The sequence below is a fragment of the Mycobacterium asiaticum genome, from assembly GCF_001668675.1.
In the GTDB taxonomy this organism is placed as follows: domain Bacteria; phylum Actinomycetota; class Actinomycetes; order Mycobacteriales; family Mycobacteriaceae; genus Mycobacterium; species Mycobacterium asiaticum_D.
The window spans coordinates 1-22,585 of record NZ_LZKQ01000251.1 but is presented as its reverse complement, the minus strand read 5'-3'; the positions used below and the strand labels follow the sequence as shown (position 1 = coordinate 22,585).

Annotated in this window: 22 protein-coding genes and 1 pseudogene; 6 read left to right on the top strand and 17 right to left on the bottom strand. The window is 66.9% G+C overall.

All coding sequences use genetic code 11. The annotated features are described in order from the left end of the window. Positions 1-53: 53 nt before the first annotated feature. From ftsR to A9X01_RS21450, 9 genes are all read right to left on the bottom strand, one after another. Entirely contained in the window at positions 54-794 is a 741-nt protein-coding gene (ftsR, locus tag A9X01_RS21490) for a transcriptional regulator FtsR (RefSeq protein WP_065122678.1), read from the bottom strand. Further along, on the bottom strand, positions 791-1,258 hold the full coding sequence (gene garA, locus A9X01_RS21485; protein ID WP_065122677.1) for a glycogen accumulation regulator GarA: 468 nt from the start codon (positions 1,256-1,258) through the stop codon (positions 791-793). Before garA ends, ftsR begins: the two co-directional genes overlap by 4 nt. A gap of 254 nt (positions 1,259-1,512) precedes the next feature. After that, entirely contained in the window at positions 1,513-1,917 is a 405-nt protein-coding gene (gcvH, locus tag A9X01_RS21480) for a glycine cleavage system protein GcvH (RefSeq protein ID WP_065122676.1), read from the bottom strand. 34 nt (positions 1,918-1,951) lie between these two features. Beyond that, complete coding sequence (locus A9X01_RS21475; RefSeq protein WP_065122675.1) at positions 1,952-2,737, bottom strand: DUF881 domain-containing protein; 786 nt, start codon at positions 2,735-2,737, stop codon at positions 1,952-1,954. Between the two features lie 3 nt (positions 2,738-2,740). Then, positions 2,741-3,073, bottom strand: coding sequence for a small basic family protein (locus tag A9X01_RS21470; protein ID WP_065122674.1), 333 nt, complete (start codon positions 3,071-3,073; stop codon positions 2,741-2,743). Position 3,074: 1 nt separating this feature from the next. After that, entirely contained in the window at positions 3,075-3,998 is a 924-nt protein-coding gene (locus A9X01_RS21465) for a DUF881 domain-containing protein (RefSeq protein ID WP_065122673.1), read from the bottom strand. After that, on the bottom strand, positions 3,991-4,611 hold the full coding sequence (locus tag A9X01_RS21460) for a CDP-alcohol phosphatidyltransferase family protein (protein WP_065122672.1): 621 nt from the start codon (positions 4,609-4,611) through the stop codon (positions 3,991-3,993). The genes A9X01_RS21465 and A9X01_RS21460 overlap by 8 nt, the downstream gene beginning before the upstream one ends. A 110-nt stretch (positions 4,612-4,721) precedes the next feature. Next, positions 4,722-7,046, bottom strand: a complete 2,325-nt coding sequence (gene secA2 / locus A9X01_RS21455) for an accessory Sec system translocase SecA2 (RefSeq protein ID WP_065122697.1) — start codon at positions 7,044-7,046, stop codon at positions 4,722-4,724. Between the two features lie 107 nt (positions 7,047-7,153). After that, positions 7,154-8,809 carry an acetolactate synthase gene (locus A9X01_RS21450; RefSeq protein ID WP_065122671.1) on the bottom strand — a complete coding sequence of 552 codons (1,656 nt, stop codon included), beginning with the start codon at positions 8,807-8,809 and terminating at the stop codon, positions 7,154-7,156. Between the two features lie 81 nt (positions 8,810-8,890). Here A9X01_RS21450 and bacA point away from each other — a divergent pair, with 81 nt between their 5' ends. Together bacA and A9X01_RS21440 are read left to right on the top strand one after the other, a co-directional pair. Further along, complete coding sequence (gene bacA, locus A9X01_RS21445; RefSeq protein ID WP_065122696.1) at positions 8,891-10,810, top strand: vitamin B12 ABC transporter pemease/ATP-binding protein BacA; 1,920 nt, start codon at positions 8,891-8,893, stop codon at positions 10,808-10,810. Positions 10,811-10,923: 113 nt separating this feature from the next. Further along, positions 10,924-12,954 carry a M13 family metallopeptidase gene (locus A9X01_RS21440; RefSeq protein ID WP_172832578.1) on the top strand — a complete coding sequence of 677 codons (2,031 nt, stop codon included), beginning with the start codon at positions 10,924-10,926 and terminating at the stop codon, positions 12,952-12,954. Between the two features lie 93 nt (positions 12,955-13,047). Here the strand turns inward: A9X01_RS21440 and A9X01_RS21435 are convergent, their stop codons facing one another. The 3 genes from A9X01_RS21435 to A9X01_RS21425 form a co-directional block, all read right to left on the bottom strand. Then, complete coding sequence (locus A9X01_RS21435) at positions 13,048-14,535, bottom strand: FAD-binding protein (RefSeq protein ID WP_065122669.1); 1,488 nt, start codon at positions 14,533-14,535, stop codon at positions 13,048-13,050. Next, entirely contained in the window at positions 14,532-15,032 is a 501-nt protein-coding gene (locus A9X01_RS21430; RefSeq protein WP_065122668.1) for a VOC family protein, read from the bottom strand. The genes A9X01_RS21435 and A9X01_RS21430 overlap by 4 nt, the downstream gene beginning before the upstream one ends. Positions 15,033-15,133: 101 nt before the next feature. After that, entirely contained in the window at positions 15,134-15,820 is a 687-nt protein-coding gene (locus tag A9X01_RS21425) for a TetR/AcrR family transcriptional regulator (protein ID WP_065122667.1), read from the bottom strand. Between the two features lie 109 nt (positions 15,821-15,929). On the opposite strand from A9X01_RS21425, the gene A9X01_RS21420 reads away from it, so the two are divergent. Continuing rightward, the gene (locus A9X01_RS21420; protein ID WP_065122666.1) at positions 15,930-16,373 is read left to right on the top strand and encodes a nitroreductase/quinone reductase family protein; all 444 of its coding nucleotides are present in this window, start codon (positions 15,930-15,932) and stop codon (positions 16,371-16,373) included. On the opposite strand, the gene A9X01_RS21415 is transcribed toward A9X01_RS21420, so the two are convergent. Next, the gene (locus A9X01_RS21415) at positions 16,370-17,026 is read right to left on the bottom strand and encodes an Rv1815 family serine proteinase (RefSeq protein ID WP_065122665.1); all 657 of its coding nucleotides are present in this window, start codon (positions 17,024-17,026) and stop codon (positions 16,370-16,372) included. The genes A9X01_RS21420 and A9X01_RS21415 overlap by 4 nt on opposite strands. Before the next feature lie 67 nt (positions 17,027-17,093). Further along, on the bottom strand, positions 17,094-18,050 hold the full coding sequence (locus A9X01_RS21410; protein ID WP_065122664.1) for a sterol desaturase family protein: 957 nt from the start codon (positions 18,048-18,050) through the stop codon (positions 17,094-17,096). A gap of 27 nt (positions 18,051-18,077) precedes the next feature. Here A9X01_RS21410 and A9X01_RS29435 point away from each other — a divergent pair, with 27 nt between their 5' ends. Beyond that, entirely contained in the window at positions 18,078-18,989 is a 912-nt protein-coding gene (locus A9X01_RS29435) for an alpha/beta hydrolase fold domain-containing protein (RefSeq protein WP_081282529.1), read from the top strand. Next, entirely contained in the window at positions 18,986-20,170 is a 1,185-nt protein-coding gene (locus A9X01_RS21400) for an NAD(P)/FAD-dependent oxidoreductase (protein ID WP_065122663.1), read from the top strand. The genes A9X01_RS29435 and A9X01_RS21400 overlap by 4 nt, the downstream gene beginning before the upstream one ends. Here the strand turns inward: A9X01_RS21400 and A9X01_RS21395 are convergent. The 3 genes and pseudogenes from A9X01_RS21395 to A9X01_RS21385 all read right to left on the bottom strand — a co-directional run. Next, positions 20,167-20,892, bottom strand: a complete 726-nt coding sequence (locus A9X01_RS21395) for an MgtC/SapB family protein (RefSeq protein ID WP_065122662.1) — start codon at positions 20,890-20,892, stop codon at positions 20,167-20,169. The genes A9X01_RS21400 and A9X01_RS21395 overlap by 4 nt on opposite strands. A gap of 108 nt (positions 20,893-21,000) precedes the next feature. After that, positions 21,001-21,327 carry a DUF732 domain-containing protein gene (locus A9X01_RS21390; protein WP_065122661.1) on the bottom strand — a complete coding sequence of 109 codons (327 nt, stop codon included), beginning with the start codon at positions 21,325-21,327 and terminating at the stop codon, positions 21,001-21,003. After that, positions 21,324-22,355 (bottom strand): annotated as a pseudogene (locus A9X01_RS21385) (PPE family protein, SVP subgroup); the annotation flags it as partial. The pseudogene A9X01_RS21385 and the gene A9X01_RS21390, both read right to left, overlap by 4 nt. Here A9X01_RS21385 and A9X01_RS30105 point away from each other — a divergent pair. Beyond that, a partial coding sequence (locus A9X01_RS30105; RefSeq protein ID WP_155772209.1) for a PPE domain-containing protein occupies positions 22,345-22,585 on the top strand: 241 nt, incomplete at its 3' end. The pseudogene A9X01_RS21385 and the gene A9X01_RS30105 overlap by 11 nt on opposite strands.

Sequence of the window (22,585 nt, the reverse complement as noted above, 5' to 3'; positions counted from 1 at the left end):
TGTGCCGCTTTGACTCACTTCGCCGAACACCAGCTTCGAACGAAGTCTAGTCCTCAGCGGTGCAGAACGTCGCGAACGGCGGACTTGATCAGCGAGGTGTGCAAAGTAATTGCCAGTGCCGCGACCTCGCGGGCCAAATCGTCAGCCCGATCGCGCGCACCGGCCTTATCCGCCTTGACCAGCGGCCCGGCGATCTGGGCAATCAGGTCCGACTGGCGATCGGCCGCGGAACGAAAAGCTCGCAAATGCCGCGGTTCGACGCCGTAATCGGCCAGCGCCCGCGCACATTGGAGGATCACCACCGCGTGTTCGTCGAAGAAACCGCCCGGCCCGGTGGTGATCACGCCCGCCTTGACCAGAGCGGTCAGCAGCGCGTCGTCCACGCCCGAGCGGTCCAGCAGGTCTTCGCGGCTGAGCCGGACCTGGGTGGGTGCCACCGCGCCCGGGTCGGCGGCGGGCTCGGCTCCGGCGCCGTCCACCGACACCAATCGCGGTACACCGTAAGGCGATCCGATGGCCGGCAGCTCGCCGTCCGGGTGGGCGTCCAACTGTGCCCGGATCACCTTCAGCGGCAGATAATGATCGCGCTGAGCGGTCAGAATGAAACGCAGCCGCGCACAGTCGTACGCGGTGAACCTCCGATAGCCCGACGCCGCACGTTGCGGCGTGACCAGCCCCTCCGCCTCCAGGAAGCGGATCTTGGAGATGGTGACGTCGGGAAAGTCCGGTCGCAGCAGATCCAGTACCGCCCCGATCGACATCCCCGCCAGGCCGGGACTATCGGGTGCGGTCACTGGCCCCCGGATCCCCCGTCGTCGTCGCCCTTGGGCCCGGTCAAAAAGACCAGGCGGAACTTGCCGATCTGGACCTCGTCACCGTTGGACAGCACCGCCGAGTCCACCGGCTCGCGGTTGACGTACGTGCCGTTCAGGCTGCCGACGTCGACAACGTTGAACTCGCCGCTTTCCAAACGGAATTCAGCGTGCCGGCGACTCACGGTGACGTCGTCGAGGAAGATGTCGCTGTCGGGGTGCCGACCGGCCGACGTGATGGCCTGGTCCAGCAGGAAGCGAGAACCGGCGTTGGGCCCGCGTTTGACGACCAGCAACGCCGAACCGGCCGGGAGGCCTTCCACCCCGGATACCGAGCTCTCGGGACCCGCCTGAGCGGGCGCGTCCAGTTCGTTGAGGAAGTCGGCGCGGAAGACTGAGGTCGTCTCCACAGTGACTTCGTTCTGGTCGTCGTCCTTGTCCGTCACCCGCTGCTCCTCACTGGCCGCTGTGGCGTTGTCTGACCGGACCGGTCGGCCGGCTTTCTCCTCGGATTTACCGTCTGTACTGCCTTTTACTGCTGTCTAACGCGTCAAGTATTTGATATCTCGACCGTACCGCGTCCCGGTCCGGAATGAGCCGACCACTGCCCAGGATCGTAAGCCCCACACCCCGGCTTCTTCTAGATCCCCCACGCTGCGGTGCGTTCTGTTCCGAAACGCTTTCGGGACCTTAGCAATCGTCATTCGGTCAATGTGCCGCGGTAGGCCTCGGCGTCGAGAAGTCCGGCGATCGCCGAGTCCAGTGCGCTGACCTCGGAGCCGTCGACCTGGATTTCCAGCAGCCAGCCGGCGCCGTAGGGATCGGAGTTCAGCAATTGGGGACTGCCGTCCAGATCGCCGTTCACCGCAGACACTTTGCCCGATACCGGGGCGTACAGATCCGACACCGATTTCGTCGACTCCACCTCGCCGAACGACTCGCCGGCCGAGAGCTCGGTGCCCACGTCGGGCAATTGCACGAACACGACGTCACCGAGGGCCGACTGCGCGAAATCGGTGATTCCGACCCGCACGGTGTCTTCTGCGCTGCGGCGAACCCACTCGTGTTCGGCGGTGTAGTGCAGATCGGACGGGATATCGCTCACGGTGATCCTGTTCTGGTCGGTTTCGCTGGGTGGTTCACTTGCCGGGCTGAGCGTATTGGTGCGGTTTTGGTTGTCGCAAGGTGGTCACCTCGACTCGATCGGCCTGCTGCACCGACATCCGTCCGCCGACCCGTTTGACGCTGTCGTCCGCCCCGCCCGGAATATTCATGGCCGCCGCCAGGGTGGGCGGATCCCCAATGGCCAGAATCGAATACGGCGGCGAGAACCCCTTTGTGTCGATGGTCAGGGAACCCGCCGAACCGGTGACCCAGGTGTCGACCCCGACCCGCACCGACTGGTGTGCGTCGTTGATCTGGATGGCCTCGGCGCCGGCCGCGCGCAGCTCGTTGATCACGTCGAGCATCACCTCCGCCGAGATCCCCGGCCCCGGGTCGTCGATTTTCACCGTGACGCCCGGACCGCTGGCTCCGACCGCGCCGACCAGGATGGACAGCGCCGCGAGCCTGGCTTGCGCGTTCTCAATGGCGGCCTGGTCGGTATTGCCCGAGGCCTGCAACGTATTGAGGGTGTTCTGCAGGTCGGCCACCTCGGTGCTGAGCGTCGCTTCTCGTTGCCGCAACGAGTCCAACAGCACCAGCAGGTCGGCAGGGCGGGCGGTCTCCAGGGAGTCGCCGGAATCGTTCTGGCGGACCTGGGTGACGATCGCGACCCCGAGCACCAGGCACAACAGCACGGCCAGGGTCCCGAACGCCAACCGGGACCGGCCGCGTCCGGCCGCGGCTTCGATCTTGGGCTGCGAGCGGTCCGGCGGCAGTTCGTGCCGGCCGTGCCGGGCGGGGTTCGGTGGCTCCTGGCTCACGGGTCACGCTCCGAACAGCCGGCGCCGCAGCGCGGCCGCGTTGCCGAAGATCCGGATTCCCAGTACGACGATGATCGCGGTGGACAACTGGGTGCCGACGCCCAGTTGGTCGCCGACGTAGACGATCAGTGCGGCCACCAAGACGTTGAACACGAAGGAGACCACAAACACCTTGGGGTCGAAGATGCGCTCCAGGTAGGCCCGCAGACCGCCGAACACCGCGTCGAGCGCCGCGACCACCGCGATCGGCAGATACGGCTGGATCGCCTCCGGGACGCTGGGGTGAAAAATCAATCCCAGCACGATGCCGATGACAAGCGCCGCGATTCCAATCATGTCACTTGGGCCCAATCTCGTTGGCGAACTTGACCTCCCGGGTTGATCCGGCGGGCAGCGCCAGCTTTTCGCCGACGTTGACGCTGACGCCGACGCTGTAGGACACCTCCAGCAGTCGCAGCCGCCGCAACCCGGGACTCCGCTCGAAGCTATCCCGCATTGTCTGCGCGGGACCAATCGCGAGGATGACGTACGGGCTCGTGGTCGGGTTGTTGTCGACCAGGATGGCGCCGCCGGCCTGCCGAATGGTGACGTTGGGGCCGATGCGAGCGCCGTCCACCGAAATGGCCTCCGCCCCACTGGCCCACAGGGAATTGACGACGAGTTGCAGGTCGCGGTCCAGGATGATCTGCCGGCTGCCGTTCACCCGCTGCTTGGACGCGTCGGAGAGATTCGGGCTGGCACCCGGGTCGGTCACAGTGACGGTCAGACCCGGGCCCGTCACCGCGGTGCTGGCCGCGGCCAGGCTGAGCGCGTCGAGTTGGCTCAGCAGTCGCTGCCCCTCGGCATCGTCGGCCAGCGCGACGCGCTGCACTTCGTCGACCCTGGCCGCCAGCGCGCTGCGCTGCTTGGCCAGCCGACCGGCCGCGGACTGCGTTGAACGGACGTTGGTCGCCAGGACCTGCTGTGCGGTCCGCACCCCCGGCGCGACCGAGCGGGCCTGCGCGACGGCGGCGGCGAACACGGTGGCCACCAGGGCCGCCGCCAGCGCCTGCCACATCCACCCGAAGGCGCGGGTCCGGGCGGTTTCTGGTTCCGTCCGGCGCTCCCGTTCGGCGGCCGCCGCGGCGTAGCCGGGGTCGAGATGCTCGGACAGCAGGGCGCGCAGCAACGACGGCACCGGAATGTGTTGCGGCCGCGGGGCATGGGCGCGGTAACCGGCGTTGGGGTCGTACCCGCCGAGCAGGTGGTCCCGGTCAGCCATGGCCCCCCGCCTTCGGGGGCGAGGACTTCCGGTTGACCTTGGGCAGTTGGCGCATCACCAGGACCATCTGCACCAGGTAGAGCGCGAAGGCCCACAGGTACATGTACAGGCCCCAGCCCAGAAACGCCCACCCGCAGGCTCCCACCACGCGGCTCCACAATGCGTCCCACCGGCCCAGCAGAACCAGCGGGAAGCCGGACATCAGGGCGAAGGTCGCCGCCTTGCCGACGTAGGACACCGGCAGCGCCGACAGGCCGCGGCTCCACAGCAAGGGCAGCGTCCCGGCCAGGATCGCGTCGCGGGCCAGCAGCATCAGCACGAACCACCAGGGGGCGATCCCACTGATTGCGAACACGATCGGCACGGTGATCATGTAGAGCCGATCGACTGCCGGGTCGAGCAGCATGCCCAGCCGTGACGACTGGTCGAGTAGTCGGGCGATCTTGCCGTCCGCCCAGTCCGAGACGCCGCTGAACATCAGGATCGCGACGGCCCAGCCATAGGCGTGGGTGCCGAGCATCAGGTAGACGAAAACCGGGATGAGTGCCAGCCGGAGGACACTCAGCACATTGGGCACTGTCAGCACCCGATCCTGGGCGAGCACTCGCTCCATGAGCCGTGACCTTAGCCCGGTGACGATGCGGTCCGCACGGCGGACCGAGGAGGAGCCGGGCAATCAGGTGGAGCCCGGTGACGATGCGGTCCGCACGGCGGACCGAGGCGTCAGCGGAAGACGCCGGGCAGGCTCAGCGTGGACAGCGTGTCGTCGGACAGCGGATTGTCATTGACCATGTAGGTCCACGTCGATGTCGGCCGTGCCAGCTTGGACAGATCCAGCCCCGGCTCGTCCTCGAGGATGTTCGCCGTCTCGAAGGTCTGCTGAGCGGCTTCGATCGCGTCGGCGGCGAGCGAGGCGAACGCGTCCACCGCCATCCGGTGGAATTCGTCCAGCGGGTTCTGCCGGCCCAACGCCCGCAAGTGGATGCTCTCGCGGATGTCGGCCAGATAGGCCAGGTGATCGGCCCAGCCCCGGTCCAGGTGGTACAGCATGATCAGCCGGCAGATCTTTTCCAGCCGCTCCTCGCTGACGTCCTCGGCCAACTCCTTGTACCGCTTCGGCGCAAGGTCCTCGAGCTCTTCGCGGGCGGTCGGGGTGCGCAGCAACGTGTTTCGCCGATCCACGATGATCGCGCGCTGCTGGGCGATCAGCTGGTTGTAGCGCCAGGTGTTGGCGTGCACATCCAGCAGCCGGCCCTCCGCGACCCGCTGCGCATGGTCGAGCAGGCCGCTGGCCTTCGGACTCAGGATCCGGCCGTCCTCGTCGGTTTCTGTGGGCAGCTTGTTGGTGTCCAGGTTGGCCGCCACCACCTCGTCTTCCCAACTCGAGAAGAACACCGAGGACCCCGGGTCGCCCTGACGTCCGGCCCGGCCGCGCAGCTGATTGTCCAGCCGCTCGGTGTTGTGCCGACCGGTGCCGACGACGTGCAGGCCGCCCAGTTCGGCGACCCGGTCGTGGTCGGACTCGTCGGAACCGCCGAGCCGGATGTCGGTGCCGCGCCCGGCCATCTGCGTCGACACCGTGACCGATCCGTAGGTGCCGGCCTCGGCGATCACCTGCGCCTCTTCCGCATCGTTCTTCGCGTTCAGCAGCACCGCCGGAACGTTGCGCCGTACCAGTCGCTCGTGCAGGTCCTCGGATTCCGCGACGTCGCGGGTACCGACGAGCACCGGCTGTCCGGTCTCGTGCACCTCGGCGATGTGGTCGACGATCGCGTCGTTCTTGGCGGCCGCGGTGATGTACACCCGGTCGGGCTCGTCTTCCCGGATGTTGGGGGTGTTCGGCGGGATGGGCGACACCCCCAGCTTGTAGAACTGGCGCAGCTGTTCGCCGGCGGCCAGCGCCGTGCCGGTCATGCCGCATACCGTGGAGTAGCGGTTTATCAGAGCCTGCACCGTGATGGTGTCGAGCACCTCACCGGTCTCGGTGGTCTCGATGCCCTCCTTGGCTTCCACGGCCGCCTGCAAACCGTCGGGCCAACGCTGCAGCTGCGCGATGCGTCCGCGCGAAGAGTTGATCAGGTGCACCGCGTCGTCCCGGACGATGTAGTGCACGTCGCGCTGCAGCAGCACGTGCGCGTGCAAAGCGACGTTGACCTCGGTCAGCGTGGTGCCGACGTGCTCTTCGGAGTAGAGGTCGATGCCGCCGAGCGCCTTTTCCACCTTGCGCGCGCCCGCCTCGGTCAGGTGCACATTGCGGCTGTCGGCGTCGGTGTCGTAATCCCTTTCGGCGGTCAGGTTGCCGACCAGCTTGATGATTTCCAGCCGCGGCGTCTCGCGGTGGGTGGTGCCGGCCAGGACCAGCGGCACCAGTGCCTCGTCGACCAGCACCGAATCGGCCTCGTCGATCAGTGCGACGTCCGGGTTGGGTGAGACCAGGTCCTCGACGTCGGTGACCAGCTGGTCGCGCAACACGTCGAACCCGATCTCGTTGACCGATGCGTAGGTGACGTCGCAGTCGTAAGCCGCTTTGCGGTCATCCCTGGTCGATTCGGCGGTGATCCAGCCGACCGTCAGTCCCATCGCCTCGAGTAGCGGCCCCATCCATTCCGCGTCGCGGCGGGCCAGGTAGTCGTTGATGGTCACGACGTGGACGTGCCGGCCGGCCAGCGCGTAGCCGGCGGCGGCAATCGCCCCGGCTAGCGTCTTGCCCTCACCGGTGGCCATCTCGATCACGTCGCCGGCGAGCATGCGCAACGCCCCCAGCAACTGCACGTCGAACGGGCGCAGCCCGGTCGCCCGCTCGGCGGCTTCCCGGGCGATCGCCAGGAACTGCGGAATGTCGGCGGAGTCCGCCAGGTCGTCGAGGTTCAGTAGCTTGGACGCCTTGCGCAGCTTTTCATCGCTGAGGTCGGCGGCTTCCTTGTCGTACTCCTCGGCCGCGGTCACGTCGGCCATCGAGCGGCTGCGGTTCTTTTCGGTGGTGGCCCCGAGCAGCCGCCAGAATCGGCTGCTCAGCCGGCCGGGCTGAGAGCGGGTCGTCTTTGGCACAGCCCCACGGTACGCGAACACAACACCGGGGCGAGCGCGCGAGTCGTGCCACCGACACGCCGCCGCAGCTGGCATTTCACGCGCGCTCGCGACCCGAAAGGGTGCCGTCAGGCCAGGTTCGATCGGCGGGGGTAGGCCACGCTCGGATCGGTCAGGGCGTTCACGACGGCCGGGAGACCACTGGCGAAGGCGCGTTCCAGGGCCGGGCGCAGCTCGGCCGGCGCCGAGACCAGCTCACCATGGCCACCCAGGGCCCGCACCACCTCGTCGTAGCGGGTGCCGGGCCGCAGTTCGGCGACCACCGAATAGCCGTACAACGCTTCCATCGGGTGCTTTTCCAGGCCCCAGATGCCGTTGTTGCCCACCACCGACACCACCGGCACGTTGTGGCGTACCAGGGTGTCCCACTCCATCCCGCTGAACCCGAATGCGCCGTCGCCCTGCAGCAGGACCACCTGTCGCTCGGGCCGCGCGAGCTTGGCCGCCAAGGCGTAACCGGGCCCCGAACCCAGGCAGCCGAACGGCCCGCTGTCCAGCCAGCAGCCCGGCTGATAGCTGTCGATGACGCGGCCGGCGTAGGAACCGAAGTCTCCGGCGTCAATGACGACGATCGCGTCCCGGTCCAGCAGTGGAGCCAGCTCGGCGTAGACACGCATCGGATGCAGCGGGATCCGGTCCTCGGCGAGCTCGGCCTTCTCCTGATCGCGGGCGCTGTCCTCGACTGCGCGCAACTCGTCGATCCAGGCTTGATGGTTCGCCGAGTGGTCCGCGGAGCCCGAACCGGCGAGCGCGGACAGCGTCGCGGACAGGTCGCCGTAGAGCTCGGCGGCGACCGGGCGCGGATGGTTGCGCTCGGGCCGCGCCCGATCTGCCACCACGAGCTGTGTCTGCGCGCCGAACACCCCACCGAAGCCGAGACGGAAATCCATCGGCACGCCGACGATCAGCGCGACGTCGGCACCGCCCAACGCCTTCGAGCGCGCCCGCGAGAATGCCAGCGGGTGGTCGGCGGGCACCGCCCCGCGAGCCATCCCGTTCATCAGCACGGGTATCCGCAGCTGTTCGGCGAGCCGCAGCAGCGCCGTCTCTCCTCGGCCCCACCAGAGGTTGGTGCCGGCCATGATCACCGGCCGCTGAGCCTTGGCCAGCAGGTCGGCCACCCGGTCCAGTGCGTCGGCATCCGCGGCGGGCGCCGCGGGCAGGCTGGCGAGCGCGCCGGGCCGGCCGTCGTCGTCGGACACCGAGAAAACGTGATCCATCGGGAAGTCGACGAACCCGACCCCCGACGGCGCGCCGACCGCGGCCTGCAGTGCCTGGTCGACGAGCCGGCCGGCGTCTTCGGCGGACTGGGCGGTGGCGGCGAAACGCGTCAGCGGTGCCACGAACGGCACGTGGTCGATCTCCTGCAGCGAGCCCATCCCCCAGCGCCCGGCCGGGGCGCGGCCACCGAGCACCACCAACGGCGACTGGTTCTGCTGGGCGGCGGCCATCGCGCTCATCCCGTTCGTGACGCCCGGACCCGCAGTGAGCGCGGCCACGCCAGGCACCCTGGTGACCTTCGACCAGCCTTCGGCCGCGAAGGCCGCGGTCTGCTCGTGGCGGGTGTCGATCAGCCGCACGTCCTCGTCGCGGCAGCCGTCGTAGATCGAGAACAAGTGGCCGCCCGACAGCGTGAATACCGTGTCGATACCGCTGGCCTTGAGCCGGCGGGCTACGAGCCGGCCCGCGTGCACGGTCTGGGTGGGGGCTGCTTCGGTGCTCATAGGGGCAGCCTATCCACCCGGTTCAGGTACCTTCGCCGATGTATTTCGTTGCGCACCCCCGTCCGTGAGGAGACCACGACGTTGGCCCCGAAGCCGTTCACGCCGTCGATCAACTGGTCGCACGCGCTGCTGGATTCGCTGCGCTGGACCGCCATAGCGTGGGCGATCAGCGCGGTCTGTCTGCTGGCCGTGCTGGTGCTGTTCCGTTACCTGACTCCCTGGGGCCGCCAGTTCTGGCGGATCACCGCGGGCTACTTCACCGGGGCGAAGAGCATCAAGGTCTGGCTGATGGTGGGTGTGCTGCTGCTCTCGGTGGTGCTGGCCGTGCGGCTGAACGTGCTGTTCAGTTACCAGGGCAACGACATGTACACCGCGCTGCAGAAGGCCTTCCAAGGCGCCGCCGGTGGCGACGGCGTCGTCAAAAACTCTGGTGTGCATGGCTTTTGGATGTCGATCGGAATCTTCAGCATCATGGCCGTGATTCACGTCGCGCGAGTGATGGCCGACATCTACCTGGCCCAGCGCTTCATGGTGGCGTGGCGGGTGTGGCTGACCGACCATCTCACCGGGGACTGGCTGGACGGCAAGGCCTACTACCGCGACCTGTTCATCGACGAGACGATCGACAACCCGGATCAGCGCATCCAGCAGGACATCGACATCTTCACGGCCGGAACCGGAAATGGTCCGAACACACCTGGCACCGGGACAGGCAGCATCCTGTTGTTCGGCGCGGTGCAATCGGTGGTCTCCGTCGTTTCGTTTGCCGCGATTCTGTGGAACCTGTCGGGGACCCTCACCGTCTTCGGTGTCTCCTTCCCACGCGTCATGTTCTGGACGGTCATCATCTACGTGCTGATCGCCACGATCATCTCGTTCATCATCGGACGTCCACTCATCTGGCTGAGCTTCCGCAACGAGAAGTTCAACGCCGCGTTCCGGTACGCCCTGGTGCGACTGCGCGACGCCGCCGAGGCCGTCGGTTTCTACCGGGGTGAGCGGGCCGAGCGCGCTCAGCTGTCCAAGCGCTTCAGGCCGGTCATCGACAATTACCTCCGCTACGTCAACCGCAGCGTCGGCTTCTACGGATGGAACCTGGCGGTGAGTCAGGCGATAGTGCCGCTGCCATGGGTGATCCAGGCGCCGCGATTATTCGCCGGGGCAATCGATTTCGGTGACGTCAGCCAGACGGCGACGTCATTCGGCAACATTGCGGATTCGCTATCGTTCTTCCGCAATGCCTACGACTCTTTCGCGTCCTACCGGGCGGCCATCATCCGACTGCATGGGCTGGTCGATGCCAATGATCGCGGACGGGCGCTGCCGGCGGTGCTCACCACGGCGACGGCGGACGGATCGGTCGAGATTGAAAACGTCGAGGTGCGCAAGCCGGACGGCGACCGGTTGATCGACCCCCTCGACGTTCGGCTCGAAGCCGGTCAGTCGCTGGTCATCACCGGGCAATCGGGTGCGGGCAAGACGACTTTGCTGCGTAGCCTGGCCGAACTGTGGCCCTATGCTTCAGGAACCCTCCGCCGGCCGGGTGGCGAGAACGAGACAATGTTCCTGTCGCAGTTGCCCTATGTCCCGCTGGGGACGCTGCGGGCAGTGGTGTGCTACCCGAACTCGGCGGACGACGTCACCGATGCCGAGTTGCACGAAGTGATGACGAGGGTGGCCCTCGCGCCGCACATTACGCACCTGGATGAAGAGCAGGACTGGGCCAAGGTGCTTTCGCCGGGCGAACAGCAGCGGGTGGCCTTCGCGCGCATTCTGCTGACCAAACCGAAGGCGGTATTCCTCGACGAGTCCACCTCAGCGCTTGACCCCGGGCTGGAGTACGCCCTGTATCAGCTCGTGCGCAACGAACTTCCGGATTGCGTTGTGGTCAGCGTCAGTCACCGGCCCACGGTCGAACAGCATCACGACCGCCAGCTCGAATTGCTCGGCGGGGGCCAATGGCGATTGGGTCCGGTGGAGCACGAACCGGCAACGGTGTAGTGCACGACGCGGCCCAGGCGCAACGCGCTGAACACGTTGCGGCCGGCGCGCACAGCTAAGCTGCCCTTGGTCCGGCGACTGGAGGTATGCGGGTGTGCGTATTCGTTCGTGCGGTGGCAGTGCTACTGGCTACTACTCTGGTGCTCGTCGGCTGTGGCCGCTCGGCCGAACACCCCGCCAAACCCAAATTCGGGGCGTGGGGCGTCGACCTGACCGAGATGGACACGTCGGTCCGGCCCGGTAACGACTTCTTCGGATACGCCGTCGGCGGTTGGGTGAAGAACGCGAAGATCCCGGCCGACAAGGTATGCGCGGGCGTCAATCTGGACATCCAGAACCAACTCAACGCGGACCTGAAGGCGATAGTCGAGAGCGCTGCCGCCAAACACGCACCCGAGGGCGACATTTCGCAGCAAATCGGCGACCTGTTCGCGTCCTACATGGACGAGGCGTTGCTGAACAAGAAGGGCGTCGAGCCCGTCCGGCCGCTGCTGGCGTCGGTCGACGCTGCCAACGACAGGTCGGCCCTCAACGCGGTCCTGGTGTCGTTCAACGGCAGGACTCGGGTAAGCGACCCATTCCCGGTCTCGGTGGCAATGGACCCGAACAACCCGACGCGCTACTTGCCCATCATCTGGCAGGGCGGCCTCTCGCTCGGTGAGCGCGACTACTACGTGGAAACCGATCCCGAATCCGTGGAGCTGCGCACCAAGTTCGTAGCGCATGCCGCCCGGTTGCTCGGTCTCGCCGGTTTTGCGGATTCGCAGCAACAGGCCGAACGATTGCTGGCTCTGGAAACCAAACTGGCAGAGGTGCAGGTGCCGCGGGAGGAGGAGCGCGACGTCGTCAAGACCAACAACATCATGCCGCGAGCCGCGGTCGAGCAGCTCGGGCAGGGCGCACCCCTGCATGAAATCTTCGACGAACTGAAGTTGCCGGCCCAGACCGACTTCCAGGTCGGCATGCCTAACGTATTGAGCCGCACCGCAGCGCTTTTCGCCACCGAGCCGCTGGACTCGTGGAAGTCGTACATGCGTTACCAAGTCCTCTCCGCCTACGGCGGCGATCTTTCGACGCCGTTCGCTGATGAGTTGTTCGACTTCTACGGCCGAACGCTGGGCGGCGCCAAGGAGCGCGCGCCCCGGGTGGAGCGCGGGGTCTCTCGGGTGAGTAAAGGGCTCGGCGACCCGGTCGGTCAGTTGTATGTCGACGCCCACTTCAGTCAGCAGACCCGGGACAAGGCGCGGGCATTGGTCGAAAATCTGCGCTCCGCCTACAGCAAACGCATCGACGCGGCCACCTGGATGACGCCTGAGACGAAGAGAGAAGCTCAGGCCAAGCTCGCCGCGCTGGTGGCCAAGATCGGTTTCCCCGACAAATGGAAGTCGTATGCGACGGTCAAGATCGCGGCGGGCGAACTGGTAGCCAACGACGACGCCCTGGCGATGTGGTCGTGGAACGACGACCGCAGCAAGTTGGGCAAGCCTATCGACCGCGGCGAATGGAGCATGACGCCGCAGACCAACAACGCCTACTACTCTCCGCGACTGAACGACATCGTCTTTCCCGCGGCAATCCTGCAGCCGCCGAACTTCGATCCAGCAGCCGATCCCGCAGTGAATTACGGCGCGATCGGGGCCACCATCGGTCATGAGATGAGCCACGCATTCGACGACCAGGGCCGCAAGAGCGACGGCACCGGGTTACAGCGCGATTGGTGGACACCGGCCGACGCCGACCGTTACACACGCGAGGCGGACAAGCTTGTCGCCCAGTTCAACGGATACGAGCCGTTACCCGGCAATCGCATCAATGGAGCGGTGACACTCGGCGAGAACATCGCCGATCTCGCCGGACTGCGCATCGCATATGACGCCTACAAGCTCTCCCTCGGCGGGAAAGAAGCCCCCGTGATCGACGGCCTCAGCGGAGACCAGCGGTTCTTCCTCGCCTTCGCGGCGAGCTGGAAGGAGATCTGCCGGCCCGAAACCGAACGCAATCAGCTGCTGACGGACGTGCACAGCCCGGCGAAGTTCCGGGTGAACGGGATCGTGCGCAACATGGACGAGTGGTATACCGCGTTCAATGTGCAGCCCGGAGACTCGCTGTTCCTCAAACCCGAGGACCGCGTCCGCGTTTGGTGAAAAGCAGCTAAGCGTTTCCGCGCCTACTCGCCCGCGCCTACTCGCCCGCGGCTGCCGCCGCGTGCGTTCCGGCGCTCAGCTGCTTTTCCGCGCCTACTCGCCCGCGGCTGCCGCCGCGTGCGTTCCGGCGCGGCGCCCGAAGAACGAACCCTCGCCCAGCTGCGTCCCGCTCGCGTACCCCTTACCGTCCTGAGCGATGTTGGACGCGCAGGCCCCAGCGGCGTACAAGCCCGGCACCACCGAACCGTCCTCGCGCAGCACTTCGCCGTCCACTGACACCGCCAAGCCGCCGATGGTGAATCCGGAGTACATCGCCCGGCCCAGCGACAGATCGAATACCGCCCACGGTCCTTTGTCTTGCGGGGCAACGTATTCCGGCTGCTTGTGGAAGTCCGGGTCCTCACCCTTGGCGGCATACTCGTTGTAGCGGTCCAATGTGGCGGCGACGTTCCCGGCCGGAATGCCCAGCGCGACTTCCAATTCAGCGATGGTCTCGTACCCGTCGAGAAACTTGATCAGCGGCATCTCGGGCATCTGCATGTGCGCTTCGTCAACGATTAGATAGGCCGTCTGCTCCGGCTGCTCCAGCACGAAGGCCGAGGTGCGGGAGTGGTAGGAGTCTTCGGCGACGAAGCGCTTGCCGTCCTTGTTGACGATCACCCCAGTCAGCAGGATCTCCGGTGGATAGGCGGCCGCGGTGATGAACAGTTCGTCCATGTTCTTGGTGGCCCCGCCGGCCGAGACGCCCATCCGGATGCCCAGCCCGTCGTCGTTCGGGTTGCCCAGGATGTACGGCGCCACCAGGCCGTGGTGTTTGGTGCGCCGCGGCTGCCCCAATGCGGGCGTGTGCTCGGACACCATGTCGGGGTTCATCGCGAACCCGCCCGCGGCAATGATCACCGCTTTGGCCTTGATCGCGCCGGTCTCGCCGAAGTGCTTCCACGCGACGCCGACCACGGCGCCGTCCGCCACGATCAGATTCGTCGCCCCGGTTTCGTAGCGAATCTCGACACCGAGCTCGGCGGCGCGCTTCACCAACAAGTCGACCACCATTGCGGCGCCGCCCAATTCGCCGGGCACCGGCACGGAATGACCGCGCGGCGCCGGCACGGCCTGCTCGCAGTAGGGCCACACCTTCTCATTGCCGGTATAGCTCAGGCCCTCGGTGCCCGGAGGCACCACCACCTTGCCCGGGTAGAAGCTGCGCTCAAACTGAAAGCCCAGAGCCTCAAGCCAATTGAAATGCTCAACGCTGCCGTCGCAGTACGCACGGATCTTGTCGAGTTCGGGCTCGCGGGACACCGCGACCAGGTACTTGAACATCTCGTCGGGCGAGTCGGGATGACCGGTCGCCTCCTGCACCGCCGTCCCGCCGCCCAAATAGAAGTGGCCGCCCGCCATCGAGGTGGTGCCCCCGGCCGCGGCGGCACGTTCGGTCACCAGCACCCGGGCACCGGCCGCCGCGGCCGAAACCGCAGCGCAGGCTCCGGCGATCCCGAAACCGATCACCAGCACGTCGACTTCATCCGACCAGGACTCCACCGCGTCGGCCTGGACTGTCGCTGGGATGTCGGTGCTCACCGCTGCTCCTGTTTGATGTAGTCGTAAAACGCGCTGATCTCGGGTGACAGATAGGCGATCTCGAGAAACGGCACTCCCGATTGCGGCGCCGCGACGTAGGCGAATCGCAGTCCGCCGGGCATGGTGCCTTCTTGCACCACATTCGCACCCTGGCCGGCGGCGTCGGCGACGGCGGCATCGAACCGCTCGGGGCTTTCGGCCTCCACACAGATGTGGTGCAAACCCGGGCCGTGGTCGCGGAGAAAGTCACTATAGATGTTCTCCCCGCGAACCGGGGCGAGCAGCTCCAGCTGCATGTCACCGAGATAGCTCAACGAGACGCCCGCAACGAAGTCCGCGGGTTGGCCGCGATAGGTGCAGGTGTTGGGCGCGAAATGCACCTCCGGCATCCGTATCCATTTGTGGACGCCTAAAAGCCCGGTGAGAGCGGTTTCGGTGGCATCAAGGTCCGTTGTCACCCACGCGATCTGGATGGGTGACTGGACGAGCAGGTTCATCGCCTCGCAGGATATCCCAGCCCGGCGGCGGGCAGAAAGGCCCGGGTAAAGATTTGCCATGGCGGCCGAAGTCTCGGGCGCGCCGAAGGGGTGAACACGTTCTAATTCGACCCGAGCATGCCGATCAGCAAACGCACCTGGGTATCGAAGACGCTGCGCGGGTCGGTCAAAGTGTCCGCGCCGTACTGTCCGAACACCTCGAGGCTGATCGCGCCCAGCACACCCGCCCACAGCAGGAAGCACTTAGCCATGACCCGATCATCACCGGGGAACCCGAAATCGTGCCGAATTCGCTCGAAGTCCGACGCCAGCGGTTGGGGCGCCGCGTCGCTGGTCAGCATGATCTCCCCGGTGGTGATCCCCGCCGCCAGAGCGTCGAACAAATCCGCAACCACGCGGGTGCCAACGCCGACGGTGCGCTCCGCGGGAGCGTGGTAGCCGGGCACCGGACTGCCGTAGAGCAGCGCCCACCCGGCCGGGTGGGCTACCGCCCACTCCCGCACCGCGTGGGTGATGGTCAGCACGTCGTCGCTCCACGAATCCGTTGCGGCATTGTCGCGGGCGCGCTTCACCGCGTCGGCCAGGTCCGAATAGGCGTCGACGAGCAGCAGCGTCAACAACTCGTCACGACTGGCCACGTAGCGGTAGACGGCCGAAGAGACCATGCCCAGGTCTCGCGCTATCGCGCGCAGCGACAGGCCGGCCGCGCCGTGATCCACGAGGTGGCGGCGGCCGAGTTCGACGATCTTCGCCTCTATCTGCTCGCGCGATTCCTGGCGTTTGCCCACACGGTGGAGTCTTGCAGTTCAGAGATCACCGCTCTTGCTTTTAGGTCACGGTTGTGACACGGTATTCGCATGTGAGAGCGGTGCTCTCTGAATATCCCCGGGAGGCGGCATGACCACGCACTATCAGGAACCGAACCGGGCCATGCGGGCCGCCAACGCCGTCGTCCGCTGGCTCGCCGAGTCCGGGATCAGCATTGCCGGCACCAGCGCGTTGCGGGTCCGCGGACGCACCAGCGGGAAACAACGCAGCGTGGTGATCAACCTGCTGACCGTGGACGGCGTGGACTACGTCGTGTCACCGCGCGGGAACACCCAGTGGGTGCGCAACGTTCGCGCGGCGGGCGTCGTCGACACCGGCCCGCGCTGGCGGCGGCGGCACGCCACCATCCACGAGGTCGGCGACGACGCCAAACCCGAGATCCTGCGGCGTTACCTTGCCCGGTGGTACTGGCAGGTCAAGGGGTTCGTCGGCGAACTGACACCGGAATCCGGCGACGACGAATTGCGCGCCGCGTCCGACCGGATACCGGTGTTTGCCCTGGGTTCCGCCTAGCTGGGGTTCACTCCCCCGTCCTCGCGCATCTGCTGCGAGGTGGCCTGCCAGGACACGGCGGCCGGTAGCGTCCCCCAGACACTGTTGAAGATTCCGACGAGCTGACCGCTCGACGGCGAGAAGACCGGTCCCCCGGAGTCGCCCTGCGACGTCTGAACGCCGTTGGTCATGGTGAACCAGCCGTTGTTGACGCTTTCGATCGTGCCGCAGGTTTCGCCGGTGGTGATGCCGAAGTGGCACACCGGCTGCCCGGCCGTGGGCGCACCGCCGCCGGCGCGCAGCGCGCGTCCGCCCGGCAGGATGTCGCTCGCGGCGACGCCTTCGGCCAGGGCGATCGCCTCGTAGTCGGCGATGACCTGGTCGGTCGCCACGGTCGACCCGGTGGGTGTGTTGTCCCGGAAGGTGGTCATGCGTCCGATGACGTTGTTGTCCTTGTCGTAGACCAGCCCACTACCGCGGCAGTGCCCGGCCGTCACCGCGACGCGCGAGCGCGGGTCGACAAAGCCCAGCGTGCAGACATGGTTGTCCTGGTGGATCTCCATCCCGGGGTACACGGCCACCGGGTCGGCGTGACCGGTCGCCGGCGTCAGGCCCCACGCCGACGCCGCGAGAAGTGCAGGTGCAATGAAAGTGCGCAGTGCCAGGCGGCTCACGGTGGCTCCCGTCGGTTACGGCGTTATCACTTCGACATTAGAGCTTTCGCCGCCGGCTGCCGAAGCGTTACCGAGACGTGACCAGCGGGGTGGTGCCGTCGACCTGGTCGGACGTGCGCGGCGTCCAGCCCGGCGGGCCGAAAACGTAGCCGAGCCGGTCGCGGAACCGGCGCGCGGAGCGCCAATCCCGGGCGATGGCCAGGTACTCGTGGGTCTGCAGCTTCCAGATGTTGAACGTGTCGACCTGCTTGGTCAACCCGTAGTGCGGCCGGAACAGTTCCTTCTGGAAACTACCGAACATCCGGTCCCAGAGGATGAAGATGCCGCCGTAGTTCTTGTCCAGGTACAGCTGGTCCATGCCGTGGTGGACGCGGTGGTGCGACGGGGTATTGAAGATGAACTCGAACCACCGTGGCAGCTTGTCGATGCGCTCGGTGTGCACCCAGAACTGGTAGATCAGATTCAGCGACCAGCTGAAGAACACCAGCCATGGCGGAAGTCCCAACAGCGGCAACGGGATCCACATCAGGATCTCCCCGCTGTTGTTCCACTTCTGGCGCAGCGCGGTGGCGAAATTGAAGTACTGGCTTGAGTGATGAGCCTGGTGGGTAGCCCAGATGAGCCGGATACGGTGGGCGACGCGGTGGTAGGTGTAGTAGAGCAGGTCTACACCGAGGATCGCGACGACCCAGGTGTACCACTTGGTCGCAGGGAGGTGCCACGGAGCCAGGTAGGCATAGATTGCGGCATACCCGAACAACGCAAGGGCCTTCCAAGCGGCCGTGGTGGCAATCGAGACCAGACCCATCGAAATGCTCGCCATGGAATCGCGGGTGAGGTACGCACCCGATGAAGGCCTGGGCGTTGCCGAATCGTCGGTCGCCGCGGCGGCATCGAACTTCTCCAGCTTGCGCGCCGCCGTCCACTCCAGGGTCAACAAGAAAAGGAAGAAGGGGATGGCAAAAAACACCGGATCCCGCATCTCGGCCGGCAGCGCCGAGAAGAAGCCTGACACACTGCTCACAGCACACAGCCTAACCTGGTGAGACCAATGAAACGCCCGGTGCACCGGCCCCACGTGACGCAGCGGTTGTTGCGTGCCTCCGGTGTCCGCAATCGGCTGTTCCCACCCGCGAAGCTGGCGAGTTGGGAAGCCAATCCCCGCCCGCCTTACTGTGGTCGCCCGTCCAAGCACCTGCTGAAGAAGATCGATGTCGTCCGGGACGACGTCAACGGCCGGCCGGTCTATCAGGTGACCCCCCGCCACGTGCCGCGGGCCGACCTGGCCGGCCATCTGATCTATCTGCACGGCGGCGCCTACGTGCTGGATCTGCTGCCGCATTTTCATTGGCCGGCCATCGCGAAGCTGTCGAACCTGCTGCGCCGCACCATCACGGTGCCGATCTATCCGATCGCCCCCGAGCACACCTACCGCGAGGTGTTCCCCTTCCTGCTCCAGCTGTATCGCCGCCTCCTGGAGGAGCGTGACCCCGAATCCCTTGCATTCATGGGAGATTCGGCGGGCGGCGGGATGGCTTTCGCGCTGTGCCACGCGGTGCGCGACGCCGGCTTGCCGCAACCGACGGACGCGGTGCTGCTCTCCCCGTGGATGCACCTCGGGTTGCCGGATCCCGACGTGCCCACGGTCGCCAAGAAAGACCCGTTCCTCAACCTCGACGATCTGCGCGCCGCCGGCCTGCGTTACGCCGGCGGTGATCCGCTCGACACTCCCCTGCTCAGCCCGTGCGTGGGCCCGCTGGACGGATTGCCGAGGTTGACGGTGTTCACCGGCACCCACGATGTGCTCAACCCCGACGCCCGCGCCTTCCACAAGCGCGCGACGGCCGAAGGCGTCGAGATCGGGTGGTACGAGCTCGACGGCGGCATGCACACCTGGATGTTGCTGCCCGGCCACAAGGCCAAGGTGACGCTGGAGCAGATCCGCCAGGTGCTGTCCGGGTGAAGCGGGTGGTGGTGATCGGCTCCGGGTTCGCCGGGCTGTGGGCCGCGCTGGGTGCCGCGCGCCGGGTCGACGAGCTCGCCGTTGCGGCTGAGGTCGAGATCACGGTGCTGAGCCCGAAACCGTTCCACGACATCCGGGTCCGCAACTACGAGGCCGATCTGAGCGAGTGCCGCATCCCGCTCGCCGACGTGCTCGACCCCGTCGGTGTCCGGCATGTCGTCGCCGACGTGGTGGGTATCAATGTCGAGGCCCGCACCCTCGCCACGTCGACCGGGCAGAGTTTCGGGTACGACCGGCTGGTGCTGGCGGCCGGCAGTAGCGTCTGCAAACCGGACCTGCCGGGGCTGCGAGAGTTTGGTTTCGACGTCGACACCTACGACGGCGCATTGCGGTTGCAGCAGCACCTCCGGCGGCTGGCTGAGGGACCACCGAACGGCGCGGCGGCCACCGTGGTCGTGGTCGGAGCGGGGCTGACGGGGATCGAAGCCGCCAGCGAACTGCCGGCCCGGCTGCGCGAACTCGGCCTCGCGCCCCGGGTGGTGCTCGTCGACCACAACCGACTGGTCGGCTCGGACATGGGCGCCTCGGCGCGGCCGGTGATCGAAAAGGCGCTGTCGGACAACGGCATTGAAGTCAGAACCGGGGCGAGCGTAACGGCGGTGAGCCACGAATGGGTGTCGCTGTCCTCGGGCGAGCAGCTCGAGGCCGCGACCCTGGTGTGGTGTGCCGGCATGCGGGCCAGCGTGCTGACCGAGCAACTGCCGGTGGCTCGCGACCGGTGGGGCCGGGTCATGGTCGACGACTACCTGCGGGTGATCGGAGTGCCGTCGGTGTTCGCCGCCGGGGACGTGGCCGCGGCCCGCATGGACGACGAGCACATGTCGGTCATGTCCTGCCAGCACGGTCGACCGATGGGCCGGTACGCGGGTTACAACGTGATCAGCGAGTTGTTTTCGGAGCCGCTGCTGGCACTTCGAATCCCTTGGTATGTAACGGTTCTCGATCTCGGCCCGGCGGGCGCGGTATACACCGAGGGGTGGGATCGGGTGGTGGTGGCCCAGGGCGCCCAAGCCAAGGCGACCAAGCAGACGATCAACACCCGGCGGATATATCCGCCGTTGTCGGGCAGTCGCGAGGACCTGCTGGCCGCGGCCGCGCCGGAGTTGCAGGCGCGACCCTAATCGGCCGGAGCGGCGGGCAGGATCGGACTGCTCGGCTCGCCGGCGTACCAGTGCACCGCGTAAATGCCCGGTTGCAGCGACAATTCGGCCACCAGGCGCTCCAGCCGAGCCGGCGAATGCCCGTCGATCAGCACGTGGGCGGTGAGCGCGACGTTGTCCTCGGTGTGCCCGGTGTGGATACCGCGCAGGATGATGTCATTGCTGCGGGTGTGCTGCACGATCTGGGCGCGGGCGTACTTGGCGGACTTGGGCCGGCAGATCACCTGCACCTGGTAGGGCTCGAGGCTCTCGTCCTCGTCGCCGGAGTTGTCGTGGTCGATGAACCGGCCCAGTGGGCGGCCCAGCAGATGGATGGCGACGACGGTCGCGGTGCCGATCAGCGCGAACACCAGGTGCCCGGACGCGGCCAGCACCCCGACCGCGGCGGAGCACCACAGCGTGGCGGCGGTGTTAAGGCCGCGGACGTTGAAGCCTTCGCGCAGGATCACCCCGCCGCCGAGGAATCCGATCCCTGACACGACGTAGGAGGCGACCCGGGTGGGGCTGCTGTCCTCGGTGGCGGCGGCGTAGAGAACGAACAGGGTGGCACCGGTGGCCACCAGTGCGTTGGTGCGCAGGCCGGCCATCCGGGCCCGCCATTGCCGCTCGATCCCGATCAGCGCGCCACAACCTACGCCCACGCCCAACCGGAGCGCGAAATCGGCGACGGTCAGTGACTGCACCGGGCTACCCCTCTCCTTGACCTCATTGACGGAACAGCTACGGCAGCCAATCAGATCCGGGTGAACACCAGGTGGAGCCCAGGCGAACCGGGGATTCCGCTGGAAGTGCTAGAAGTATCCGCCCTCGGGCGCTCCGAGATGCTCGGGGCAGTAGCTGTTCGACGCGATGGCGGTGAACATGGCGGCGCCGTCCAGCGTCAGCGCGGGATTTTGCTTCTTCACGTCGGTCAGCACCTGCAGGCCGGTCTCACCATTACGCATCAATCCGCACACCGCCTGGGCGGAGGCGATGGCTTGCGCCGGATTGGGCACCGTGATGCCGGCATTGGCCAGGGCGGCGAGGAACGCCGCGTCGTCGCCGGTGGGATCCGCGTGTGCCGGAGCCGCGAAAGCGACCATCGCGGCGATGGCAAGCAGTACCGGCCGTAGTGTCATTTTCCGCCCAGTTGCGCGTCGGGCAGGGTCACCTTGTGCTTGTCCTTGTTCGATACGTGCACCGCGTGGATGCCGGGTTCCTTGGACAACTTGTCGAGCAGCGCGTCCAGGCCTTCCTTGTCGACGTTCCAGTGTTTGACCGAGTCGGGTTCTTTTTGCAGCTTCGCGATGACGCTGTCCAACTTGACCGGCTCGACGGGTCCTTTTCCGCCGTTGGCGCGGGCGCGGGCGCCGCTGCCGCTGAGCACCTGCGGCCCAACGGCGCCGAGGGCGCCACCCGTCGCGGCACCCAACGCCATTTCGTTGACCAGGTTGCCCGGGATGGCCGCCGACGGGGCGGCGGAGAGGCTGGTGGCGGATAGCGCGGTGGAGGCCATCCGGATGGCCGGCGTCGCCGAGGCCCAGCTCGGCGGGACAGACAGTTTGCCCACCACGTTGGCCTCGCCGATGCTTGCCGATGCCGCCGATCCCGCGCTGGTCAAGCCGGCGGACGGTGCCATTCCCAGCCCCGCTCCCAAGGCTGATTTCGGGATGTCCTCAAGGGGGGGCTTCCAGAAGAGCTTGAACTCGGTCATGGCGAGGTTGGGGATGCTCATGACGTCGTTGGCGACGGTGCTGAAGCGGCCGATGTCAGCGAAGATCCCGAAGGTGTTCTCCCAGGTCGGGCCAGCCAGCGGGGTTCCGGTCAGGGCGTTGAGAAGCTGGCCCATGGCCTGCATGTACGCGGTGCCGCCGCTGCCGAGCGCCTCGAAGACCTGCAGGACGACGTCGAACGGGAAGATCGGCGCGGCGGTTGGTGCTGCCGTGGCCGCGGCGGTCGCCGCCGCGGTGCCGGCGGCCAGGGCGCTGGCCTGTCCGACCGCTGCCTGCTGACCGGCGAGTCCGGCCGGGTCCGCAATCGGCGGCGGTTCGGTGTACGGCGTCAGCCGGGAGGCGGCCGCCGACGCGCTCGTGTAGGTGAACATCGCCGACGTGTCCTGGGCCCACATCTCCGCGTACTGGGCTTCGAGGGCGGCGATGGCGGCGGTGAGCGCTTACGAAGCGGTTTTCGCCGCCGTCGTGCCGCCGGCGGAGATCGCGATCAACCGAAGCCAGCTGGCCTTGCTGGTGGCGACCAATATTTTCGGGCAGAACACCGCCGCCATCGCCGCCCTCGAAGCCCAGTACGCGGAGATGTGGGCCCAGGACACGTCGGCGATGTTCACCTACACGAGCGCGTCGGCGGCCGCCTCCCGGCTGACGCCGTACACCGAACCGC

Coding starts and splice junctions, on each gene's coding strand:
- A9X01_RS21390 (WP_065122661.1), bottom strand. CDS start 21,327: ATGACACTACGGCCGGTACTGCTTGCCATCGCCGCGATGGTCGCTTTC.
- A9X01_RS21460 (WP_065122672.1), bottom strand. CDS start 4,611: ATGGAGCGAGTGCTCGCCCAGGATCGGGTGCTGACAGTGCCCAATGTG.
- A9X01_RS21450 (WP_065122671.1), bottom strand. CDS start 8,809: ATGAGCACCGAAGCAGCCCCCACCCAGACCGTGCACGCGGGCCGGCTC.
- A9X01_RS21470 (WP_065122674.1), bottom strand. CDS start 3,073: ATGATTGGAATCGCGGCGCTTGTCATCGGCATCGTGCTGGGATTGATT.
- A9X01_RS29435 (WP_081282529.1), top strand. CDS start 18,078: ATGAAACGCCCGGTGCACCGGCCCCACGTGACGCAGCGGTTGTTGCGT.
- A9X01_RS21420 (WP_065122666.1), top strand. CDS start 15,930: ATGACCACGCACTATCAGGAACCGAACCGGGCCATGCGGGCCGCCAAC.
- A9X01_RS21465 (WP_065122673.1), bottom strand. CDS start 3,998: ATGGCTGACCGGGACCACCTGCTCGGCGGGTACGACCCCAACGCCGGT.
- A9X01_RS21430 (WP_065122668.1), bottom strand. CDS start 15,032: ATGAACCTGCTCGTCCAGTCACCCATCCAGATCGCGTGGGTGACAACG.